This is a genomic window from Aeromonas sp. s13 (genome assembly GCF_040907905.1).
Taxonomy (GTDB): domain Bacteria; phylum Pseudomonadota; class Gammaproteobacteria; order Enterobacterales; family Aeromonadaceae; genus Aeromonas; species Aeromonas veronii.
In genome coordinates this window covers 52,587-73,766 of sequence record NZ_JBFOCS010000065.1, presented here as the reverse complement: position 1 = coordinate 73,766, position 21,180 = coordinate 52,587, and the positions used below count along the sequence as shown (strand labels likewise).

The 21,180-nt window shown below is 57.8% G+C and carries 18 protein-coding genes; 12 read left to right on the top strand and 6 right to left on the bottom strand.

Translation table 11 applies throughout. The features are described from left to right. Nucleotide 1: 1 nt before the first annotated feature. From AB5Y82_RS11810 to AB5Y82_RS11800, 3 genes are all read right to left on the bottom strand, one after another. The gene (locus tag AB5Y82_RS11810) at nt 2–1,375 is read right to left on the bottom strand and encodes a MotA/TolQ/ExbB proton channel family protein (RefSeq protein WP_005338937.1); all 1,374 of its coding nucleotides are present in this window, start codon (nt 1,373–1,375) and stop codon (nt 2–4) included. Then, a complete protein-coding gene (locus AB5Y82_RS11805) occupies nt 1,372–2,136 on the bottom strand; it encodes a DUF3450 domain-containing protein (protein ID WP_069526538.1) in 765 nt (254 codons plus the stop codon). Before AB5Y82_RS11805 ends, AB5Y82_RS11810 begins: the two co-directional genes overlap by 4 nt. 108 nt (nt 2,137–2,244) lie before the next feature. After that, nucleotides 2,245–4,875, bottom strand: coding sequence for a TonB-dependent receptor (locus AB5Y82_RS11800; RefSeq protein ID WP_368173980.1), 2,631 nt, complete (start codon nt 4,873–4,875; stop codon nt 2,245–2,247). A gap of 739 nt (nt 4,876–5,614) precedes the next feature. Between AB5Y82_RS11800 and AB5Y82_RS11795 the strand changes: the two genes are divergently transcribed. The 5 genes from AB5Y82_RS11795 to AB5Y82_RS11775 all read left to right on the top strand — a co-directional run bounded on the left by AB5Y82_RS11795 (nt 5,615) and on the right by AB5Y82_RS11775 (nt 11,895). Next, nucleotides 5,615–6,640 (top strand): ABC transporter permease subunit, encoded by a 1,026-nt coding sequence (locus AB5Y82_RS11795; protein WP_031227629.1) that lies wholly within the window; start codon nt 5,615–5,617, stop codon nt 6,638–6,640. 109 nt (nt 6,641–6,749) lie between these two features. Next, nucleotides 6,750–7,793, top strand: a complete 1,044-nt coding sequence (locus AB5Y82_RS11790) for an ABC transporter permease (protein WP_111901611.1) — start codon at nt 6,750–6,752, stop codon at nt 7,791–7,793. A gap of 151 nt (nt 7,794–7,944) precedes the next feature. After that, a complete protein-coding gene (locus AB5Y82_RS11785) occupies nt 7,945–9,762 on the top strand; it encodes an extracellular solute-binding protein (RefSeq protein WP_368173979.1) in 1,818 nt (605 codons plus the stop codon). 31 nt (nt 9,763–9,793) lie between these two features. Then, nucleotides 9,794–10,852, top strand: a complete 1,059-nt coding sequence (locus tag AB5Y82_RS11780; protein WP_111901613.1) for an ABC transporter ATP-binding protein — start codon at nt 9,794–9,796, stop codon at nt 10,850–10,852. Further along, complete coding sequence (locus AB5Y82_RS11775) at nt 10,849–11,895, top strand: ABC transporter ATP-binding protein (RefSeq protein ID WP_111901614.1); 1,047 nt, start codon at nt 10,849–10,851, stop codon at nt 11,893–11,895. The genes AB5Y82_RS11780 and AB5Y82_RS11775 overlap by 4 nt, the downstream gene beginning before the upstream one ends. A gap of 101 nt (nt 11,896–11,996) precedes the next feature. Here AB5Y82_RS11775 and AB5Y82_RS11770 read toward each other — a convergent pair whose 3' ends face one another. After that, nucleotides 11,997–12,608, bottom strand: coding sequence for a YitT family protein (locus AB5Y82_RS11770; protein ID WP_005349421.1), 612 nt, complete (start codon nt 12,606–12,608; stop codon nt 11,997–11,999). 243 nt (nt 12,609–12,851) lie between these two features. Here AB5Y82_RS11770 and AB5Y82_RS11765 point away from each other — a divergent pair, with 243 nt between their 5' ends. The 5 genes from AB5Y82_RS11765 to AB5Y82_RS11745 all read left to right on the top strand — a co-directional run bounded on the left by AB5Y82_RS11765 (nt 12,852) and on the right by AB5Y82_RS11745 (nt 17,363). Further along, nucleotides 12,852–14,231, top strand: a complete 1,380-nt coding sequence (locus AB5Y82_RS11765; protein ID WP_111901616.1) for a UDP-glucose/GDP-mannose dehydrogenase family protein — start codon at nt 12,852–12,854, stop codon at nt 14,229–14,231. Beyond that, nucleotides 14,228–15,241 carry an NAD-dependent epimerase gene (locus tag AB5Y82_RS11760; protein ID WP_111901617.1) on the top strand — a complete coding sequence of 338 codons (1,014 nt, stop codon included), beginning with the start codon at nt 14,228–14,230 and terminating at the stop codon, nt 15,239–15,241. The genes AB5Y82_RS11765 and AB5Y82_RS11760 overlap by 4 nt, the downstream gene beginning before the upstream one ends. A gap of 110 nt (nt 15,242–15,351) precedes the next feature. Continuing rightward, nucleotides 15,352–15,957 carry a DUF2076 domain-containing protein gene (locus AB5Y82_RS11755; protein ID WP_111901618.1) on the top strand — a complete coding sequence of 202 codons (606 nt, stop codon included), beginning with the start codon at nt 15,352–15,354 and terminating at the stop codon, nt 15,955–15,957. Between the two features lie 204 nt (nt 15,958–16,161). Next, the gene (locus AB5Y82_RS11750; protein WP_111901619.1) at nt 16,162–16,350 is read left to right on the top strand and encodes a hypothetical protein; all 189 of its coding nucleotides are present in this window, start codon (nt 16,162–16,164) and stop codon (nt 16,348–16,350) included. Between the two features lie 155 nt (nt 16,351–16,505). Further along, a complete protein-coding gene (locus tag AB5Y82_RS11745; protein WP_368173978.1) occupies nt 16,506–17,363 on the top strand; it encodes a lytic transglycosylase domain-containing protein in 858 nt (285 codons plus the stop codon). A gap of 8 nt (nt 17,364–17,371) precedes the next feature. On the opposite strand, the gene AB5Y82_RS11740 is transcribed toward AB5Y82_RS11745, so the two are convergent. Together AB5Y82_RS11740 and AB5Y82_RS11735 are read right to left on the bottom strand one after the other, a co-directional pair. Further along, the gene (locus AB5Y82_RS11740; RefSeq protein WP_368173977.1) at nt 17,372–17,935 is read right to left on the bottom strand and encodes a YgjV family protein; all 564 of its coding nucleotides are present in this window, start codon (nt 17,933–17,935) and stop codon (nt 17,372–17,374) included. A 57-nt stretch (nt 17,936–17,992) separates the two neighbouring features. After that, nucleotides 17,993–18,568 carry a Crp/Fnr family transcriptional regulator gene (locus AB5Y82_RS11735; protein WP_368173976.1) on the bottom strand — a complete coding sequence of 192 codons (576 nt, stop codon included), beginning with the start codon at nt 18,566–18,568 and terminating at the stop codon, nt 17,993–17,995. Between the two features lie 242 nt (nt 18,569–18,810). Here AB5Y82_RS11735 and ettA point away from each other — a divergent pair, with 242 nt between their 5' ends. Then, on the top strand, nt 18,811–20,478 hold the full coding sequence (gene ettA, locus AB5Y82_RS11730; protein ID WP_005338959.1) for an energy-dependent translational throttle protein EttA: 1,668 nt from the start codon (nt 18,811–18,813) through the stop codon (nt 20,476–20,478). A 126-nt stretch (nt 20,479–20,604) separates the two neighbouring features. Next, a complete protein-coding gene (locus AB5Y82_RS11725; RefSeq protein ID WP_005349395.1) occupies nt 20,605–20,922 on the top strand; it encodes a hypothetical protein in 318 nt (105 codons plus the stop codon). The last annotated feature ends 258 nt before the right edge of the window (nt 20,923–21,180 follow it).

The following is a 21,180-nucleotide window of genomic DNA, read 5'->3' as shown; positions in this document are numbered from 1 at the left end:
CTTACGCTGCGGCTTTGGAGGCGTGCAGACGTTCCTGATAACGGGCGACGAAACCGGCGCTCTGCTCTTCCAGCACCTGGATCAGACGACGGCTCTGGGTCTGCACAATGGTGTAGAGGAACAGCATGGGCACCGCGACGACCAGACCCTGCATGGTGGTCACCAGCGCCTCGGAGATACCGCCCGCCATCAGCTTGGGATCGCCGGTACCGAACAGGGTGATGGCCTGGAAGGTGGCAATCATCCCCACTACGGTGCCGAGCAGGCCCAACAGCGGTGCGACGGAGGCGATCAGCTTGATGAGGCTGATGCCCTTCTCGAACTTGGGCACGTTGCGCAGGATGATCTCGTCGAGCTTGGACTCCAGATCCTCGATGTTGTCACCGCGATGATTCTGGTAGGCCCCCAGCATGTCACCAATGGGGTTTCCCTTGATGATCTGATCAGATTTCAGCTGCTTGCGCATGGACGAGCCGATCAGCGACAGGCGGATACCACAGAAGATGGCCAGCAGGGTACCTATGACCCCCAATGCCAGGATCACATAGCCCACGGAACCCCCCTGATCGATACGCTCCTTGAGGGTCGGTGACTGCACCAGCAGGGAGAGGATCACGCCGCGAGACGGGTCGATGAAGATGGGCTTGACCCCGTCACCGCCCTGTTCAAACTCGGCGATGGGAGCCAGCACGCTCTTCTCCGGTTGACGGGAGAGCTGCTCGAACTTGCCGGTCTCCGGCACGAAGGTGAGGTACTTGCCTTCGGAGACAGTGTTGAACTCACCGATCTGGGTGACCGTCTTCTCGGCCTGGTTGCCTTCGCCGTAGACTACAGTCGCCGGGATCTGGCTCACCTTGCCACCGTCCACCATGCGGCTGAGGGTGGTGGTCCAGAACGCTTCCAGATCGTCGCTGGAGGGGAGCTCTTTACTCTCGGCCAGACGGGTCAACAGGGCGGATTGCTCCGGATGCTCGACCCGACGAGCGGAGGCGTTGAAGATCCCCTTGAACTCACCGGCGAACTGACGCAGTACGCCGAACATCTCGCCCATGTTGCCGGAACGCTGGCGCAGGGTTTCGGTCAGTTCGGTCAGCTGCTTGTCGTTGGCATCAAAGGTCGCCTTGAGCTGCTCGCCCTTGGCGGTTTCGGCAGCCAGCTCGGCCTTGGCCTTGGCCAGCAGCGCCCCCTGCTCGTTCTTGTCAGCCAGGAAGCGGGCTTCCCGCTCCTTGTTGAGTTGGGATTCGCTCAGGCTGGAGGCCTTGACCTGATTCAGCAGCGCATTGAGATCAACAGGTTTTTCGGCGGCGGTCACCGGCAGGGTGACCAGGGTTGCTCCCGCAATCAGGGAGGCAATCGCAAGTTTGATTCCTTTCATGATGCTTTCTCCGCAGTTTGAACCGGCAGCTTGATCAGCGCGGGAGGCGCCTGTTTCTTGGCGATGCGAAGGCCCTGTTCAACCGCACTGCGATACTCCTGGGGCAACTCTTCCCACTGGCGAGTCTTCTTGTTCCACATCCCGGTCTCATTGCCATCCGGGGATTGATAGAGCAGCGCGATGCGACCAACGCGCAGGAACTCGTAGGTCTTCTCGCTGCCATCCTTGTCCAGGCTCGCCTTGTAGGCCTCGATGGTGCGACTGAAGCCCTCCTCGATCTGGTAAGCCTCCAGGATCTTGCGGTACTTCTCGGAGATGGTGACATCGGCCCTGTTCATCAGGTCGGTCAGGGCCGCCACGCGGTCCTCGCGCTCGACCTTCTGGAACGGCAGATCCAGCGCCACAAACTGCTCGAGGGAGTCGATCATCTTGAGCATCAGGGGCACCACTTCGGTGCTGGTCTGGTCGATCTGGGCGATCTGCTTTTGCATCGACGCCAGCTCGGCACTCTGGGACTCGACCATCTTGCTCACCTGCTCGTTGTAGGTGCGCAGACTGTCGACCTGACGCAGGGCGGCCTTGTACTGGGCCAATGCGGATTCGGCAGATTCGGCATAGCTGTCGATTTTCTGCTGGGAAACTTTGGATGCGTTGTCGGTGGCGGCTTGAGCGTCCACGGCCTGACCGGCAGTGGCTGCACTCAGATTGAAGCTGGTCAACAAGGCGGCCGAAACCAGGCTGCCAAGGAGCGCTTTCTTCATTGTAATGGTCCTTGTCTTCATAGGATTACCCTATCTCCGTAACTTCCTTGGACGTTGGGCACAGCCGGCCCGACCGGGCCGGCTGAGGTTGTATATCAACGGGGTTGATTAGAACTTGTAGTTCGCTCTCAGGTAATAAGTTCTACCGAGCACATCATAAGTAACGGTATCTGTATTCGCTGACAGCGCATTCAAGATAAGTGGTGGTGTTTTGTCAAATACGTTATTAATCCCAGTGGTCAAACGCAAGGATTTAGTCACCTGATAACGCGCATTCAAATCATGGTAAACCATACTCGGGACATTAAAATCTATGTCATCTGCCGTATAAGTAACACCTTTAATATAACGAGCAGACCAACTCCCTCCCACTTTTTCATTAAACAGATCCAGTGACATTGTTGAGCGCCACTTTGAATAGTTGCCAATTTGGTCGCTAACAAATGTGCCCGCATAATCCAGTGTTTCACCATTTGGCTGAGTCACCTCATATTTCTTTAAATATGAGTTTTCCCAGTTAGCAGCAAGCATTGCAAAATCGAAATCGTAGGCATATTTAACATTAAAATCTACGCCATTGGTTTCCAACGAATTCAAATTTGCATAGGTGGCATCGATCCCCATTATTTTTCCATCTGGCGCGCGATCTATCTTGTCGCAGAACTGGCCACTAGAAAAACACTGATCCAACATATACTGAGGATTAACAACATCAATGACGTCATCCAGTTTAACCGACCAGAGATCGACTGTCAGAGATGCATTTTCTATATACGAAGGGGAATATACCGCCCCCAAAGAGGTACTATATCCTTGCTCTGGTTTTAGCTCGCTATTACCACCGTAGTAAACTGGTTTTTGCGGGTCATCATCTTGCCCTGTAGGATCAGTTAATGGATCAAAGCTCTGTGATTTACCGCTATACAGATCAGAGATTGTCGGCGCTCTGAACACATCAGAATAAGTACCACGCAACATCAGGTCACTATATGGACGATAGGTAATGCTATAACCCATTGCGATATTGTCACCAAATGAGCTGTAATTATCATAGCGTGAAGAGACACTCGCTTCCAAGGACTCTACAAAAGGCTTATCTGACAACAGTGGAACGATCAACTCGCCATACAAAGAGTTAACATCATAGCTCCCCTTGGTGGCGGTTTCTGCATTACCAGTTGCATTACCCAGGGATACCAATGCATCTGGATTAGTTTCACCACTTTCCTTGCGTACCTGATAGCCGGTAGCAAATCCGATAGTGCCTGCTTGCCACTCTAGCAAATCACCAGACAAGTTAAACTCCAATGACTGCTGCTCATTTGAGCCATTGTCATTACGGGTAAAACTCGCATACTTGAGCGCTTCCTGGCTTAAGCCACCACCAAACAAGTTCCAAGGCACACAACCAGCTATTACTTTTCCTCCGGAGTCAAGGCACTGCTTGCCATCAGCAGATGTTGCACCAATGGCATTATTAATGCGGTCCTTCATGAACACATTTTGTTCAGACTCAGTCGTTTTAGTCTTGCCATAAACAAACGCAGTATCCCAAGTCCAGGAGTTTTCAAGTTGCCCATCAAAACCTAATACCAATCGGCTAGTCGATGAGTCAAACATCCGATTTCGACCACCGGCTTCAATAGTGCGATACCGCCAGTCAGATATATCTTCACCGGTTGTATTAAATGCATTATCTTTCGAAATTGGATTCAAACCATCAGTACCTGAAGCCAATGGTGTCGCGGCCAACAAATAATCTGATTGACGATTTAAATAAGATGCTTCAGAGAAAAACCTTGTTTCACCCAGCCCCCCCAATTGTCCCAGAGAGCGATCTCCAAAGAAGGACGTATACCAACGTTTGCTTGGTGTCTTTAAGTAGTTTGCCGGAGCATAATTATATGCGTCAGCAACAGAATCATATGGCCGAAGGGTTGCACTGCCTTCAGGCCCCTTTGTCAGAACCCCTTGACTGGTTTTGAAATAGCCCCAAGGGACACGGCTACTGCCTCCAATATATTGGCCACCCTCACCATCATGCTCATAATCGACATTTGAAAAAGAGCGGGATCCGGCCATTGCTTCTTTTTCTTCCACGAGACCAGCAGAGAACACATAGTTGGAAACATCAGTTGAACCGCCGACAACCATGTTCACATCGTGAGCTTCTGCATCGGATTTACTGGTTTGACCAATTTGACCATTCAGCTCAAACCCATCAAATCCAGTCTTGGTGATAATGTTAACCACACCGCCCACTGCATCAGCACCATAGATGGAGGATGCTCCGTTCTTAAGGATCTCAACACGCTCAATGATTGCAACAGGAATAGTATTCAGGTCAACAGATGAGTTCGCGCCAGAGCCGCCATACACCATTCGTCTGCCATTCACCAATACCAACGTTCTTTGCGTACCCAAACCTCGCAGGTTTACGGTAACCGTACCATTGCCACCGTTGTTAACAGATGTACTTTGTGCCTGACCTGAAATAGCTGGAATACGCTGCAGAATATCACCAACAGAAGTTAAACCACTTCTTTCGATATCAGCTTTGCTCATCACCTGCACAGGTTGTGCAGTCTCAACTTCAACCCGAGAGATACGAGAGCCAGTGACTTTGATTTTCTGCAGTTTTTCGACGTTCTGCCCTTCTTCGGCAGATACGGATGGGGCCGCTGCAAGGCTCGCCAAGGCGAACGCAATCGCAGCAGAGATTCTGCTCTTCCTAAGCATCGCTTATATCCTTCCTGGTTGTTTATTGTTTGCTTCCTGATACCGCCCTCTTTGGAGCGATGTGTAAGGCTTATCAATCTTTGACTAGCGACGTCAATGGAGCAGGGGTGTGGTGAGGTCAGGCGTAGAATAAGCGGAGTGTATTAATTTTGACCGGCATAATTAGTGAATAATTCTGCCAAAAACAACCTGCGCAATGTAAAAACATTGTTAAATGGCATAAATGGCGCTGAATTAAAATTTGATGAACTTATTAGTTAACGTGCTGTCAGTTTATATCTTATTTTGATTTATTGGCATTAATAAGAATAAAACACTAACTTCATGAGGGTTGCACCTGACCGTTCTCATGGGGATAACAGATAAAATTGTCGAGATGACATCGTTTTCCTTCAATTTTACCACCAAAGAAAAAACATTACAAATCAACAAGTTAAAGTAGCCTAAAACTCAAACAAACAGCTGTTTATATTTTTTAAAATAATGTTGAGTAGTAGCGTTTTGTTTTGATTTTCACTTTTCAGATAAAAAACGTCATTTTTCGGTGCTTTTGGTCTCAGCGGGTCATTTGTCCCAGTTTTCCATTTCCTTGTACTTGATTTTTGTTGCAGAGCTTTTACAGTGGCCAAGCGGATTGTCTGCTGTTTGGCAACCAATCCAGCGCGTAATGCCAGGAAGGACAGGCCCGTCACCGGATTTGACTGGCCGCAAAAAAGAACAACAAGGACGAGGTTCCACCATGCTGTCGTATTTCCTACGCCGGATGCTTTTGATCATTCCGACGTTTCTCGGTATCACCCTGCTCGTCTTCACCATCACCCGTTTCGTGCCGGGCGGACCGGTCGAACGCATGCTGCTGCAAGCCCAGGTTTCCCAGAATGAATCCGGCCGCTCCAGCGGCAGCAAGGGGGCGCAAGCCCTCTCCGATGAACAGATCGAGGAGCTCAAGGCCTTCTATGGCCTCGACAAGCCCATGCTGGTCGCCTACTGGGAGTGGCTGCAGAAGCTGGCGGTGCTGGATCTGGGCGAATCGACCCGCTACTACGAACCGGTGTGGGATCTCATCAAGGAGCGGCTCCCGGTCACCGCCTTCTTCGGGCTGGCAACCTTTCTGCTGAGCTATGCGGTCTCCATTCCGCTCGGGGTGGCCAAGGCGCTCAGGCACAACAGCCGCTTCGACTCGTTAAGCTCCATGCTTATCTACATGGCCTATGCCCTGCCCGCCTACGTGGTGGGGATCTTCCTCATCACCGTCTTCGCCTTCCATCTGGAGTGGCTGCCGATGGGCGGTTTTCCGGGGGATGACTTTGAATACATGGAGAGCAGCTGGGATCAGATCCGCACTGTCTTTGCCCACGCCCTGCTGCCGCTTATCGCCTACGCCATCGGCGATTTCGCCATCCTCACCATGACCATGAAAAACAGCCTGATGGAGAACCTGTCGGCCGATTATGTGCGTACCGCAGTGGCCAAGGGGTTACCGTTTCGCAAGGCGGTCACCGACCATGCCATGCGCAACAGCCTGATCCCCATCGCCAGTCACCTGGGGTCTGTGCTCACCGTTTTCTTTGGCGGCTCCTTCCTCATCGAGACCATCTTCAACATCGACGGCATCGGCCTGCTCGGTTACGAGGCTATCGTCGAGCGGGATTACCCCACCGTCATGGGCATTCTGGCCATCACCTCCATGCTGATGCTGATAGGCAATATCGTCTCCGATATCTGCGTTGCCCTTGTTGATCCGCGCGTGCGGTTTGGAGACTGACCATGAACCAGACCTCTATTGCCATGCCGATGCTGATATCACGCCATATCGTCTCCGATATTTGTGTTGCACCCTCTGTTTACCCCCGCGTGCGGTTTGGAGACTGACCATGAAGCTCAATCCGGTTACCTTGAAAAAACTCAAGCGCTTCAAGTCGATCAAGCGCGGTTACTACTCCTTCATCATCTTCACCACCCTGGTGCTGCTCTCCCTGCTGGCGGAGCTGCTGGTCAACAGCCGGGCACTGATAGTGAGCTATCAGGGCCAGCTGCACTTCCCCACCTATGGCGATGTGATCCCCGGTCAGCAGTTCGGGCTCGATTACGAGTACGAAACCAACTACCGCCAGCTCAAGGCCAAATTTGCCGCAGAGGGCCAGGGCGACTGGGTGCTGCTGCCGCTAGTCCCTTGGAATCCCTACGAGCAGGATTTCAAGGAGGATGCCTACCCACCCTACGCCCCCAGCGCGGCTGAGCGCCACTTCCTCGGCACCGACACCAGCGGCCGAGACGTGCTGGCGCGACTGGTTTACGGCTTTCGCATCGCCATCGGCTTTGCCTTTATCGCGCTGGCGGCCAGTTACGCCATCGGGGTCACCATCGGCTGTCTGATGGGCTTTCTCGGCGGCCGCTTTGACCTCATCCTGCAACGCTTTATCGAGATCTGGTCCCAGGTGCCGTTTCTCTACGTCATCATGATCCTGGTGTCGCTGGCCAAGCCCAACTTCGGCCTGTTTGTCGCCATCAACGTCCTGTTCGGCTGGATGGGGATCACCTGGTATATGCGCACCCTCACCTACAAGGAGCGGGCGCGGGACTATGTGATGGCGGCGCGGGCACAAGGGGCGACCACCGGGCGGATCATCTTCAACCACATCCTGCCCAACACCCTGATGATGATCGTCACCCTGGCGCCGTTCGCCGTGGTGGGCAATATCTCCACCCTGACGGCACTCGACTATCTGGGCTTCGGGCTGGCACCGCCGACCCCGAGCTGGGGGGAGCTGCTCTCCCAGGGCATCAACAATCTGGATGCCATCTGGATCGTCAGCTCGGTGGTGGCCGCGGTGAGTCTGGTGCTGATCATGGTCTCCTTTATCGGTGAGGCGATCCGCGAGGCGTTCGATCCGCGCAAATTTACCCGTTACCAATAAGCCAGACGGTACCAGCGCGCATCGGCAGGCGTCGGGTAACGAACAGTGATAAATGAAGGACGGGCCGCCGCCATCGGCGGTCCCGGGAGCAAGGGATAATCCCGTTATCAATCAAGACCCCCAGTGCAGGGGCCAGACCTGGAAGTCAAACATGAAAAATAAAATCAAATGGATAGGTGCTCTCTTTGTGCTGGTAAACGGATCCTGGGTCTGGGCGGCCAGCCTGCCCGCGGATCTCAAATGGGAGACCAACGACACGGATCCTGTGTTCGCCTCCCCCAAGGCGCTGCCGGGCGGCAGCCTCAATATGTTTGTGGAGAGCTTTCCGCTGACGTTCCGCACCGTGGGGCCTGACTCCAACGGATCGTTCCGCTCCTTTATTCTCGATAACCAGTTGCGACTCATCAGCTTCCACCCCAATACCGGCAACCCCATCCCCTCGCTCGCGACCCACTGGGCCATAGCGCCAGACAGCCAGACCGTCTACTTCAAGCTGGATCCGCGCGCCAAATGGTCGGATGGCAAGCCGGTCAATGCTGACGACTACACCTTCGGCTACGAGATGATGCGCTCCAAACACATCAAGGGGCCCTGGTTCAACAACTACTACACCACTGAAGTGGTCGCGGTAGAGAAGATCGATGATCACACCATTATGGTCAAAGCGGGCAACCGCAAGGCCAAGATGGACCTGCTCAACACCACCGAGCTGTGGCCCCAGCCCAAACACTACTACAAGCTGACCCCCAACTGGGTGAAGCAGTACAACTGGACCGTGGTGCCCACCACAGGTCCCTACGTGATCAGCGACGTCAAGAAGGGCAAGTCGGTCACCTTCAGCAAGCAGAAGGATTGGTGGGCAAAGGATGATCGCTACAACCAGTACAGATTCAACATCGACACCATCAAGGTGCAGGTGATCCGCGACCACAACATCGCCTTCCGCCACTTCCTGAAAGGGGAGATCGATACCTTCGAGATGATCCTGCCCAACTGGTGGCATGAAAAAGCGGTCACCCCGGAGTACAAAAAAGGCTACGTGCAGAAGGTGATGGCCATGACCGATACCAAACAGGGCGGTCAGGGGGTTCACCTCAATGTGGCCAACCCCAAGCTGGCGGACGTGAACGTGCGCCTCGGCATTCAGCACGCCTTCAACATCGACAAGATGATCGAGACCGTGCTGCGCGGCGACTACGACAGAGCCACCACCTTTGACTCGGGTTTTGGCGAGTTCACTGACATCACGTTGCCTGAGCGGGCTTATGACATCGGCAAGGCGCGGGAGTACTTTGCCAAGGGCGGCTACAACAAGCCGGGGCCGGACGGCATCCTGCAAAATGAGAAGGGTGAGCGGCTGACGCTTGCGCTCACCTACACCAGTCAGGAGCACTCCAAGCGGCTGACCGTGCTGAAAGAGGAGGCCAAGAAGGCGGGTCTCGATCTGGAGCTTAACCTAGTGGATGGCGCCACCGGCTTCAAGGTAATGCTGGAGAAGAAACACGAAGCGGCCTGGCTCGGCTGGGGCGGAGGCGGTCTCTATCCGCAATATTGGGAGTTTTTCCACTCCGCCAACGCCAACAAGCCGCAGACCAACAACCTGTTCAACGTAGCGGACAAGGAGCTCGACACGCTGATCGACGCCTACAACGTCGAATTCGACATGACCAAACGGGCCAAGCTCTCCCAGCAGATCCAGCAGCGCATCTATGACCTCGCCATCTTCGTGCCCGGGGTGCAGCTCAACTATGTGCGGGCCAGCAGCTGGCGTTATGTGATGCTGCCGGAAGTGCCTGCCACCAAGAACACGCCGGATCTGCTCTACTGGCCGATGGACGGTTATCCTCACAGTAGTGGCGGTCTGCTCTGGCTCGATCCCAAGGTGAAGGAAGAGACCCGCAACGCCAAGGAGGCAGGGGAGGCGCTGGCGCCCATCAACCTGCTCGACAAGACCTATGCACGTCATTGATATTCAGGCCATTGCGAAGGGAGCAGCCGTTATGCCCAACACTCAGGCCCCCATTCTTGACGTACCGGATAACGAGGGGGAGTTCGCCGTTGATAACGGCCAGCACCAGGCCCCAATCCTCGAAGTACGCGATCTTGAGGTGGAGTTCGCCGTCGATGACGGCAAGATCAAGGTGCTCGACGGGGTCAGCTTCAAGGTGGCCCCGGGTCAGACGCTGGGGATCGTCGGCGAGTCCGGCTGTGGCAAAAGTGTCACTTCACTCGCCATCATGGGGCTCTTGCCCAAGCCCCACGGTCAGGTGGTGGCCGGTTCCATCCGCTTTCAGGGGGAGGAGCTGCTGTCGCTTGCGCCGGATCAGATGTACAAGGTGCGCGGCAACCGCATCTCGATGATCTTTCAGGAGCCGATGACGGCCCTCAACCCGGTGCAGACGGTCGGTGAGCAACTGATGGAGGTGTTTCGCCTCCACCGCCCCGAGTATGACAAGGCCCAGCGCAAAGCCGCGGCCATTGCCATGCTGCAGAAGGTGGGGATCCCTGAGCCAGCCCAGCGCTTTGCGGTCTATCCCCACAACCTCTCCGGCGGCATGCGCCAGCGGGTGATGATCGCCATGGCGCTCTCCTGCGAGCCAGACCTGCTTATCTGCGACGAGCCGACCACGGCGCTGGATGTCACCATTCAGGCCCAGATCCTCGAACTGATGAAAGAGCTACAGGCCCAGACCGGGATGGCCATCATCTTTATCACCCACGATCTGGGGGTGGTTGCAGAGCTGTGTGACGAAGTGGTGGTGATGTATGCCGGGCGGGCGGTAGAGCAGGCCGACGTGTTCGAACTGTTTGACCACCCCCGTCACCCCTATACCCACGGCTTGATGAGCTCGATCCCGCGGCTCGAGGATGAGCCCAAGAGCCTGCTCAAGACCATCAAGGGACAGGTGCCAGCCCTGCACGAGATGCCCGCTGGCTGCCGCTTCTCCAACCGCTGCCCCCATGCGACCGATCTCTGCATCAGCGCCATTCCGGCGGTGGAGCAACTCAATCCGCGCCACCATGTCGCCTGTCACTACTGGAAGGAGTTGACCGCATGAGCACTCTGTTATCGGTCAGGGATCTGAAACAGCACTTCCGGCTGGGAGGGGGTTTCCTGCGCAAGCAATATACGGTTCATGCTGTGGATGGCATCAGCTTCGACCTGAAACAGGGGGAGACGCTGGGGCTGGTGGGTGAGTCGGGCTGCGGCAAGTCCACCCTCGGACGCAGCCTGCTCAAGCTGTTCGAGCCGACCGCGGGCACCATCACCTTCGAGGGGCGCGACATCACCGCCCTCAGCCCGAAGGAGATGCGATCCCTGCGCCAGGAGATGCAGATGGTGTTTCAGGACCCTGCAGAATCCCTCAACAGCCGCCATACCGTGGGCCAGATCCTGGAGGAGCCCTTTATCATCCACGGTAAAGGCAACACTGAGCAGCGCCGCGGCTGGGTGCAAGAGCTGCTGGCAAAAGTGGGCCTGCCGGGAAGTGCGGTGGATCGCTACCCCCACGAGTTTTCCGGCGGTCAGCGCCAGCGGATCGGCATCGCCCGCGCCATCGCCCTCAAGCCCAAGCTGCTGGTGTGCGACGAGGCAGTCTCGGCCCTCGATGTCTCGGTGCAGTCGCAGATCGTCAACCTGCTGCTCAGCCTGCAGCGGGAGATGAACCTCTCCATCATCTTCATCGCCCACGATCTGTCGGTGGTCAAACACATCTCGGATCGGATTGCGGTGATGTATCTGGGACGGATCGTCGAGCTGGCGGATGCCCAGTCGCTCTATCTAGCGCCGCGCCACCCTTACACCCAGGCGCTGATCTCCGCCATTCCGGTGCCGGATCCACGCAGACGCAGCCAGCGCATTCTGCTGACTGGCGATGTGCCCTCCCCCATCTCGCCGCCAAGCGGCTGCCACTTCCACCAGCGCTGCCCCCATGCGACCGATCTGTGCAAAAGCAAGGCGCCCAAGCTTGAGGCGTATGATGAGGCCCATCATCAGGTGGCCTGCCACACCCCGCTCGCCGTCGGTGGTCACGCTATCAGCGGCAGCGCCATCAGTGGCAACGCCATGAGCGGCGACAGCAGGCTGGAACAGGCGAGCTAGGCGCAGCGAACAAACCCCAGGGTAGAAACAGACGAGGCGGCCATCAGGCCGCCTCGTGCTATCGGGTCACTCTTGTCTTATAGGGTCACGGCTGCCGCTTGTCAGGCAATCTGGTAGCGGCCCGGCTTGTGGTTGAGTGTCAACACCAGATTACAGATAACCGCCGCCACGATGGAGAGCGCCAGGATCCAGGGCTGCACCACGAAAAACGAGGCAACAACAATGGCGCAATCGAGCCCCATCTGCAGCTTGCCCGCCCGGATGCCAAAGCGATCCTGAATAAAGAGCGCCAGAATGTTGAAGCCCCCCAGACTCGACTTGTGACGGAACATGATGAGCAGACCCATGCCAATCAGGGTGCCGCCGATCAGCGCCGCATAGAGAGGCTCTATCTTGCCGATCTGCAATACACCGTTGAGGTGATCGGTCATGTAGGAGACCGCCGCCACCGAGACAAAGGTGTTGAAGGTAAAACGTGGCCCCATCCGCAACCATGCCAACGCATAGAAGGGCAGGTTTATGCCGAAGAAGAGCAGGCCGAAGCTGATGCCGGTCACCTTTTGCAGCAGCAGCGCCAGCCCGGCGGTGCCGCCAGTGAGCAGGCCAACCTGATGAAACAGAAAGATGCCGAGGGAAACAAAGCCGGCCGCCGTCAGCAGGGCCAGCACATCCTCATAAATAGGATGGGCAGTGCGAATCGAGGTGTTGTCCATAACCTGTATCCAAGCGAAGTAAAGAGAGAGTGTCTGTCGCCTGCCGTTGCGGGCGGGCTGCGAGCCCTGTCCACAGGGCTTCGTTATGGGGTCCAGTCTATTTTTTGTGAAAAGGATCACAACAGTCAGGCTGAACGCCCCATTCTGGTGCCTGTCATCTGGCATTGACACCCGCTGCACCAAGATGCAGCATGCCGCGGTTTAAGCGCGCTATCCCCCCATTCACAGCACGAGGCACTTTTCATGAAGGTCACCATTTTTGGCACAGGCTATGTCGGGCTGGTGCAGGCCGCCGTTCTGGCTGAGGTGGGCCATCAGGTCTGCTGCGTGGATGTGGATGATGAGAGGATCGCCGCCCTCAGGCTGGGGCAGATCCCCTTCTATGAGCCAGGGCTGGCCCCGCTGGTCGAGAGCCATCTGGCCAACGGCCGCCTGAGCTTCACGGTCGATCCCGCCATTGCCGTGGCACACGCCGACCTGCTGCTGATCGCCGTGGGCACCCCGGCTGACGAGGATGGCTCGGCCGACCTGCAACATGTGCTGGCGGTGGCCGACACCATAGGCCGACTGATGAGCCGCCCCAAGCTGGTAGTGACCAAAAGCACTGTGCCGGTCGGCACAACGCAGCAAGTAAGGGAACACATTGAGCTACAGTTGGCCGAACGTGGGCTGACCCTCGCCTGCGAGGTGGCGGCCAATCCCGAGTTTCTCAAGGAGGGAGCGGCGGTCAACGACTGCATGCGGCCGGACCGCATCATCATCGGCTGTGACAACGAGCGTGCGCTTGAGCAGTTGCGCGCCCTCTACACCCCCTTCAACCGCAATCACGACCGGATCGTGGTGATGGATCTGCGCAGCGCCGAGCTCACCAAATACGCCGCCAACGCCATGCTGGCCACCAAGATCTCCTTTATGAACGAGATGGCGGCCCTCGCCGAGGACCTGGGGGCAGATATCGAGGCGGTGCGCCAGGGGATGGGGGCCGATCCCCGCATCGGTTACCACTTTATCTACCCGGGCTGCGGCTACGGCGGTTCCTGCTTCCCCAAGGATATCAAGTCGTTGCGCCATACCGCGGCGAGTGTCGGCTACGACGCCCCGCTGCTGGCAGCGGTCGAGCAGGTCAATCAGCGCCAGCAACAGAAGATGGCGCAAACCCTGCTGACCCGCTTTGGCCCGGACCTGCGCGGCCGCACCTTCGCCCTGTGGGGGCTGGCGTTCAAACCCGGCACCGACGATATGCGCGATGCGCCGAGCCGCCCGCTACTGGCAGCCATCTGGGCTGCCGGTGGCCGAGTGCAGGCCTTTGATCCCAAGGCGATGGAGCGCGCCCGCCAGATCTACGGCCAGCGGCCGGATCTGCTGCTCAGCCCCACTCAGGAGGCCGCACTGGAAGGGGCCGATGCCCTGCTGATCTGCACCGAGTGGCAGGCGTTTCGCGCCCCCGATTTCCAGCAGCTGAAGGCCCTGCTCAACCAGCCCGTCATCATTGATGGCCGCAACCTCTATGATCCGCGCCAGCTCAGCGAGCTCGGGTTTGACTATCACGCCATCGGGCGACCACATCTTCCCGCCAAAAAGCAGCCTGCCAACACCAGTTGCAACCCGGAGACTCAACCATGACCTATCTGGTCACCGGCGTCGCCGGTTTTATCGGTTTTCATGTAGCCAGCCAGCTGTGCGCCGCAGGTCATCGGGTGGTGGGGATCGACAACCTCAACGACTACTACGAGGTGAGTCTGAAAGAGGCGCGGCTGGCCCAGCTAGCCAGTTTCCCCCATTTTCACTTCGAGCGGCTGGATCTGGCGGATCGCGAAGCGATGGCGACCCTGTTTGCCAGCAACCGTTTCGAGCGGGTGATCCATCTGGGGGCGCAGGCGGGGGTGCGTTACTCCATCGAAAATCCGTTCGCCTATGCCGACAGTAACCTCACCGGCATGCTGACGGTGCTGGAAGGGTGTCGTCACCACAGGATCCAGCACCTCATCTACGCCTCCTCCAGCTCGGTCTATGGCATGGGGGATCAGATGCCCTACTCCACCGCGCAGCAGGTGGATCACCCGGTCTCCCTCTACGCCGCCACCAAGAAGAGCGGCGAGCTGATGGCCCACGCCTATTCGGCGCTCTATGGCCTGCCCACCACAGGGCTGCGCTTTTTTACCGTCTACGGCCCCTGGGGCCGGCCTGACATGGCCATAATCAAGTTCACCCGCGCCATCCTCGCGGGCGAGCCAATCGACGTATACAACCACGGCGATCTCAGCCGCGACTTCACCTACATAGACGACATAGTCGCGGGGATCCTCACCGTGGCCGACCAGCCGCCCCGCCCCAATCCCGATTGGCACGCCAGCGAGCAGAGCGCGGCCGAGAGCGCCGCCCCCTACCGCATCCTCAATATCGGCAACGGCCAGCCGGTGCGGCTGCTCGATTTTATCGAGGCGCTGGAAGAGGCCATCGGCAAGCCCGCCATCAAGCGGATGCTGCCGATGCAGGCAGGCGACATGCACGCCACCTGGGCTGACAGCGAGCCGCTGCACACCCTCACCGGCCTGCGCCCCGCTACGCCCCTCAAGCAAGGTGTTGCCGAGTTTGTCCGCTGGTTTCTCGACTACTACCGACCCGCCCGCTGACGAGCGTGGGTAGCCCCTCAGTCATTGATGAGTTAATCAGATACCACTGATGCGCCGCGGGTTTTAGGATGGCTGAACGCACTGTCTGCGCACCATAGCGAGGATTTGAGATGCAATCACAGGAACAGGGTCTGATCGATGGACTGTTCGACCGCCTCAAGCAAGCGCAAGCCAGGGATAGCAAGCGAGACCCACAAGCGGATCAGCTGATCCGCCAGCATCTGGCCCAGCAGCCCGATGCCCCCTACTACATGGCCCAGGCGCTGCTGATCCAGCAGGCAGCCCTTACTCGCCTCAACGAGCGGGTCAAGGAGCTGGAAGCCAGCCAGAGCGCCCCAAGTGGTGGCAGTTTTCTCTCCGGCCTGTTTGGTAGCGAAAGCAGCCCGCCTCCGCGCTTTACGCCGCCACCGGCATCCGCGCCTGCCCAGCCAGCATCCCGTACCAGCTCCTTTTTGGGCGGCGCCCTGCAAACCGCCGCCGGTGTGACCGGTGGCGTCATGTTGGCCGATATGATCGGCGGACTGTTTCACAACAACCGGCCCGAGGAGATCATCGACATCATTGAACCGGCGGCCATTGCCAATCCGGTCGATGCGGAACCGGTGCGCTGGGACGGCTGGGATTCGCCTCCCGATGTTGGCAGCAATTTTCTCGACGACGATAGCCAGAGTAGCGGCTGGGTCGACAGTGACGATAACAACGGCGGTTTCTTCTGACCGTCAAACCATTACTGGCCCCGCATCTGGCGGGGCTCAACTCGATACGAACCCCATGACTATGGAAAGTGTGATGACACCACGGATCGGCAGCGGCATGACGCGATATACTCAGCGCGCTTCGTGCCACCCGGGAACTACTCCCGACCCCAGGCGCTCTGTCCGTGGCCACGCAACACCCCCATGACGACAAGGAGCCACTTCATGATCCGAACCCTGCTTTTGACCGGTGCCGCCATTGCGGCCTATGCCCTGACCCAGAGCCACTCTCTGCTTCCCCTGCTCAGCCTGCTGGCCCTGCTTTCGCTCTGGGTTGTCAGCGAAATTGGCAGCTTCTATCACACGCTTCCTCCCACGGTGCAGGATGAGCAGGAGTATCACCACGACTTCTAACCGGATGAAAAATGGTGTGAAAAGGTCGAGATACCGTTAGTTCCATACCGTTTTGCTCTCTGAAATCCCCCCGCTATAACAACAGGATCCACTGGGTTCGTGGCGATAGCAGCCATGTTCCTCTATATCTTCTGTACTCAAACAGGAGATAACCCATGAGGTACATCAGCGAAAACGGACTGTTTTTGCTGCTTTTTTTGTCGTTGTTACTGGCAGGTACGCCGCGGGCGATGGCACAAGGCAGGGATTTCAGACAGGCCCCCAAGGCGCTGACGGCGATCAAGCAGGGTCAAGTGGCCCAGCAACACGGCAATCTGCAAAAAGCCAGCGCCTTCTACTGTGTCGCCGCCAGCACAGGCAATCCCGAAGGTTATTTCCGGATCGGCCGTCTGCTCGCCACCGGCCCCACCTCGATACGCAGCGCCAAGCTGGCCAACAGCTACCTCGCCATGGCAATGCGCCTTGGTAACCGACAGGCTGCCCGCTACTACAGCGCTCGCATCGGCAATGCCCCCATGGGTGATCAGTGCGGCATCGGGATCCGTGGCGGTCAGGGTGGCTATCTGGCCGGGCTCCCCTCCACCCCCTTCAATGTCGACACCTGGGTTGCCCGCCAGCCTCCTGCCAAGCAAAAGCTGGTTACCATGCTGCGCCACGCCGCCAAACACCATAAGGTGGATGCACGGCTGGTGCTGGCGATTGCCATCGCCGAATCCAATCTCGAAAGCCGCGCCGTTTCACCCAAGAATGCTCAGGGGCTGATGCAGCTGATCCCCGAAACCCAGCAACGATTCGGGGTGACCCGACCATTCGATCCAGCCCAGAACATCAAGGGTGGCGTCAGTTATCTCAAATGGCTGGATCGCCGCTTCGATGGCGACTGGGTACTGATCTCGGCAGCCTACAATGCCGGGGAAAAAGCGGTGGAACGCTATGGCGGGATCCCACCCTATGACGAGACGCAGGAGTATGTGAAACGGGTGCTCTACTTCGCTGGCCACAAGCAGCCCTGAGCGGGAGGTCAGGAGCTCGCCCGATCGGAAGGCGGCACACGCCTCTTTCTGCGGCCACTGTGGCGGCCACGACCCCAATAATTGAAGCCATAGTGGCGGTAGTAGCCCACCATATTGCTGACCAGAAACAGCCCCTCCATCAGTGCGGCGACTGGTGAGCCCACCAGCAGGTTATTGCCAAACCAGCAGAGGGTACCGAGCAGCATCCAGCGCCGCAAAAGGCGATCATCCGGGCAAAACGCGGCCCGGGTTTGCAGCAGGCTCGCCAGCAGCCCGATCAATGAGAGTGCGCCCTGATAGGTCGCCAGCGCCGCCGCACAGGCCAACCCCATGAAAAACCACATCAAGATGCGGCGAACCAGCCAGATGCTCACCAGAAAGCGCAAGCTGGCCAGCAGCAACAGGCTGGCGGCAGACCACTGCCCGAGCAGGGCAAAGTGACCGGCATTGAGGGCGCAGGAGAGGGCCAGACAGGCCAGGATCCTGCGGCGATCCCGCAACTGAAACGACAACAGATCGAGCAACAAGGCCAGACTCACCACCAGCTGCGACCACAGAAACAGCGACATCATCCACACCTCATCCGTCATTTGGATGGCGCAGCTTGAGGGGATGGTCGGAGAGCGGCATTAACCCGTGTTAATGCGCCTGCGGATCCGTGACAGAGTGACCGGACTGATACCGATATAGTTGGCGAGCTGCACCTGAGTGAGCCGCGCAGGCCAGTGAGGGAAGGTGTGGCAGAGCTCCCGATAACGCTCCTCGGGAGAGTGAAGCAGCAAAAACGCCTCCTTGCGCTCCTTGTAACCGAGCTGCAGGCGTAGCAGGGCCATGCAAACCGGCTGCCAAGCGGGCTCATCCAGCAGGGTGAGCGGCACCCGCACCACCTGCAACTCCGTCAGCGCCTCCAGCTGATAGCGGGCGGGCGACCCCGTGAGCCAGCTGTCATAGAGCAGGCAGAGTTCCCCCTCGAAGTAGAACTCCTTGCAGCGCTCCTGTCCGTCCCGGGTGTAGTGGCAGGCGCGAGCGATGCCCGCTTCGATATAGCAGGCAGCTTCCTGCTCTGCCCCTTGCGCCAACAGTGCCTGACCGGCGCGCAGCGTCTGCCGTGGCAAGCGCAGGCTGATGGCTTCGCTCAGCGCGGCGTCCAATCCCATTGTGCAGAGAAAGGCGGCCAGTGAAGGGGCTTGAGGAGATGGGTTCATGACGGCTCCGGAACAAAACGGCAGCCCACATCATGCCCAAATTGCACGGCTGATGCAGCAAGGCGTGACCGCTGCGGCAAAGGGGGGACATAGCCGGGTACCACCTTTGCCCCCCCTCGTCCGTTGGTTTACAATCGACGGGTTTTTTGGAACCCGGTTGGCCTGTGTCGACCTGGCCCCACCACGACATCAGTCTGTTAATGCCAAGACATTAACCTGCTGAAAAGGAAGAGAATTAGCCAATGGCTCAATTTATTTACACCATGAACCGGGTCGGCAAGGTAGTGCCGCCCAAGCGTCATATTCTCAAGAACATCTCCTTGAGCTTCTTCCCGGGCGCCAAGATCGGCGTGCTGGGTCTGAACGGCGCCGGTAAATCGACCCTGCTTCGCATCATGGCGGGTATCGACACCGAGATCGAAGGGGAAGCCCGTCCACAGCCCGGCATCAAGATCGGCTACCTGCCGCAGGAGCCGAAGCTGGAGCCAGAGCAGACCGTACGCGAAGCGGTCGAAGAGGCCGTTGGCGAGGTGAAGCGCGCCATGGCTCGCCTGGACGAGGTCTATGCGGCCTACGCCGACCCGGATGCCGACTTTGACAAGCTGGCCCGCGAACAGGGCGAGCTGGAGGCCATTATCCAGGCCCAGGGTGGTCACAACATGGAAAACCAGCTGGAGCGTGCGGCCGATGCCCTGCGCTTGCCGGCCTGGGATGCCAAGATCAAGCACCTCTCCGGTGGTGAGCGCCGCCGTGTGGCACTGTGCCGTCTGCTGCTGGAAAAGCCTGACATGCTGCTGCTGGACGAACCGACCAACCACCTGGATGCGGAATCCGTGGCCTGGCTGGAGCGCTTCCTGCACGACTACGAAGGCACTGTAGTGGCGATCACCCACGACCGTTACTTCCTCGACAACGTGGCAGGCTGGATCCTGGAGCTGGACCGCGGCGAAGGTATCCCGTGGGAAGGCAACTACTCCTCCTGGCTGGAGCAGAAGGACGCCCGTCTGGCGCAGGAAGCCAGTTCCGAAGCGGCCCGTCGCAAGTCCATCGAGAAAGAGCTGGAGTGGGTTCGTCAAAACCCGAAAGGGCGTCAGGCCAAGTCCAAGGCCCGTATGGCTCGCTTCGAAGAACTCAACACCAACGACTACCAGAAGCGCAACGAGACCAACGAGCTGTTCATTCCGCCCGGACCGCGCCTCGGCGACAAGGTGGTGGAAGTGGCCAACCTGCGCAAATCCTACGGTGATCGTGTACTGATCGACGATCTGTCGTTTGCCATTCCGAAGGGTGCCATCGTCGGCATCATCGGCCCGAACGGTGCCGGTAAGTCGACCCTGTTCCGCATGATGTCGGGTCAGGAGCAGCCGGATTCCGGCGCCATCACCCTGGGTGAAACCGTGGTACTGGCCTCTGTCGATCAGTTCCGCGACAGCATGGATGACAAGAAGACGGTATTCGAAGAGGTCGCTGACGGTCAGGATATCCTGCGCATCGGCAACTACGAGTTCCCGAGCCGCGCCTATATCGGCCGCTTCAACTTCAAGGGTTCCGACCAGCAGAAGCGGGTTGGCGAGCTCTCCGGTGGTGAACGTGGTCGTCTGCATCTGGCCAAGCTGCTGCAGACCGGCGGCAACGTGCTGCTGCTGGATGAACCGACCAACGATCTGGACATCGAAACCCTGCGCGCCCTCGAGAACGCCCTGCTGGAGTTCCCGGGTTGTGCCATGGTCATCTCCCACGACCGCTGGTTCCTCGACCGTATCGCCACTCACATCCTCGACTATCAGGATGAGGGCAAGATCGAGTTCTTCGAAGGTAACTTTACCGAATACGAAGAGTGGAAGAAGAAGACCTATGGCGCCGAGGCCATCCAGCCGCACCGCGCCAAGTACAAGCGCATCGCCAAGTAAGCGGTCGGTCGGCGCAAGCCGTACCATCGCAGCTGCGACCAGCGTCACAAGGGGAGCTCCGGCTCCCCTTTCTGTTGCCTTTTGGCTTACAATCCAAGACGGATAACATTGCATGGATGTACTGAAATGACCAAAAAACTGACCATCCAGATCCGGGTTGAACCCGGCTGTCTCGGGCCGGATGGCAAGGAACATATCGAAACCTTCTGCGTTGCCGCCGCCAAGATCTTCGAAGCAGTCGAGCCGGAGCTGGTGAGCTGGGTGCTGATCCCCCGTTACGACAAGAAGCTGCCGGAGCAGGAGTTCTTTCTCAACGATCTCAAACTGAGCGAGGAGCAGGCCAGCCTCTTTCTGCGCCGCTTCGGCCGCGAGCTGGGAGAAGTGCAGGATCAGCTCGATTCGGTGCTGGCCCAGCTGGTGGAGCGCTACTTCAAAACGCTCTGATCTCTGCCCTCTCCGCGCCAAAAAGGTTCTCCGACGAGAACCTTTTTTGTTGGCGAAAAAGCAAACGTTTGATCTTTTGCTCCATTCATTGATCTGCTTCGCAGATCCGGGGTTTGTAAACGGCGTCGCCTGTGTAAAAATGTGCGCGCTGTCACGGTATCAGGACGAGTCTGGTTACTTCTCCACCAGAAACAGGGCCATCACTCCCCCATGAATGGGAGCCCGCTCGCCTGCTGCTTATTTCACGTCACCTATTGG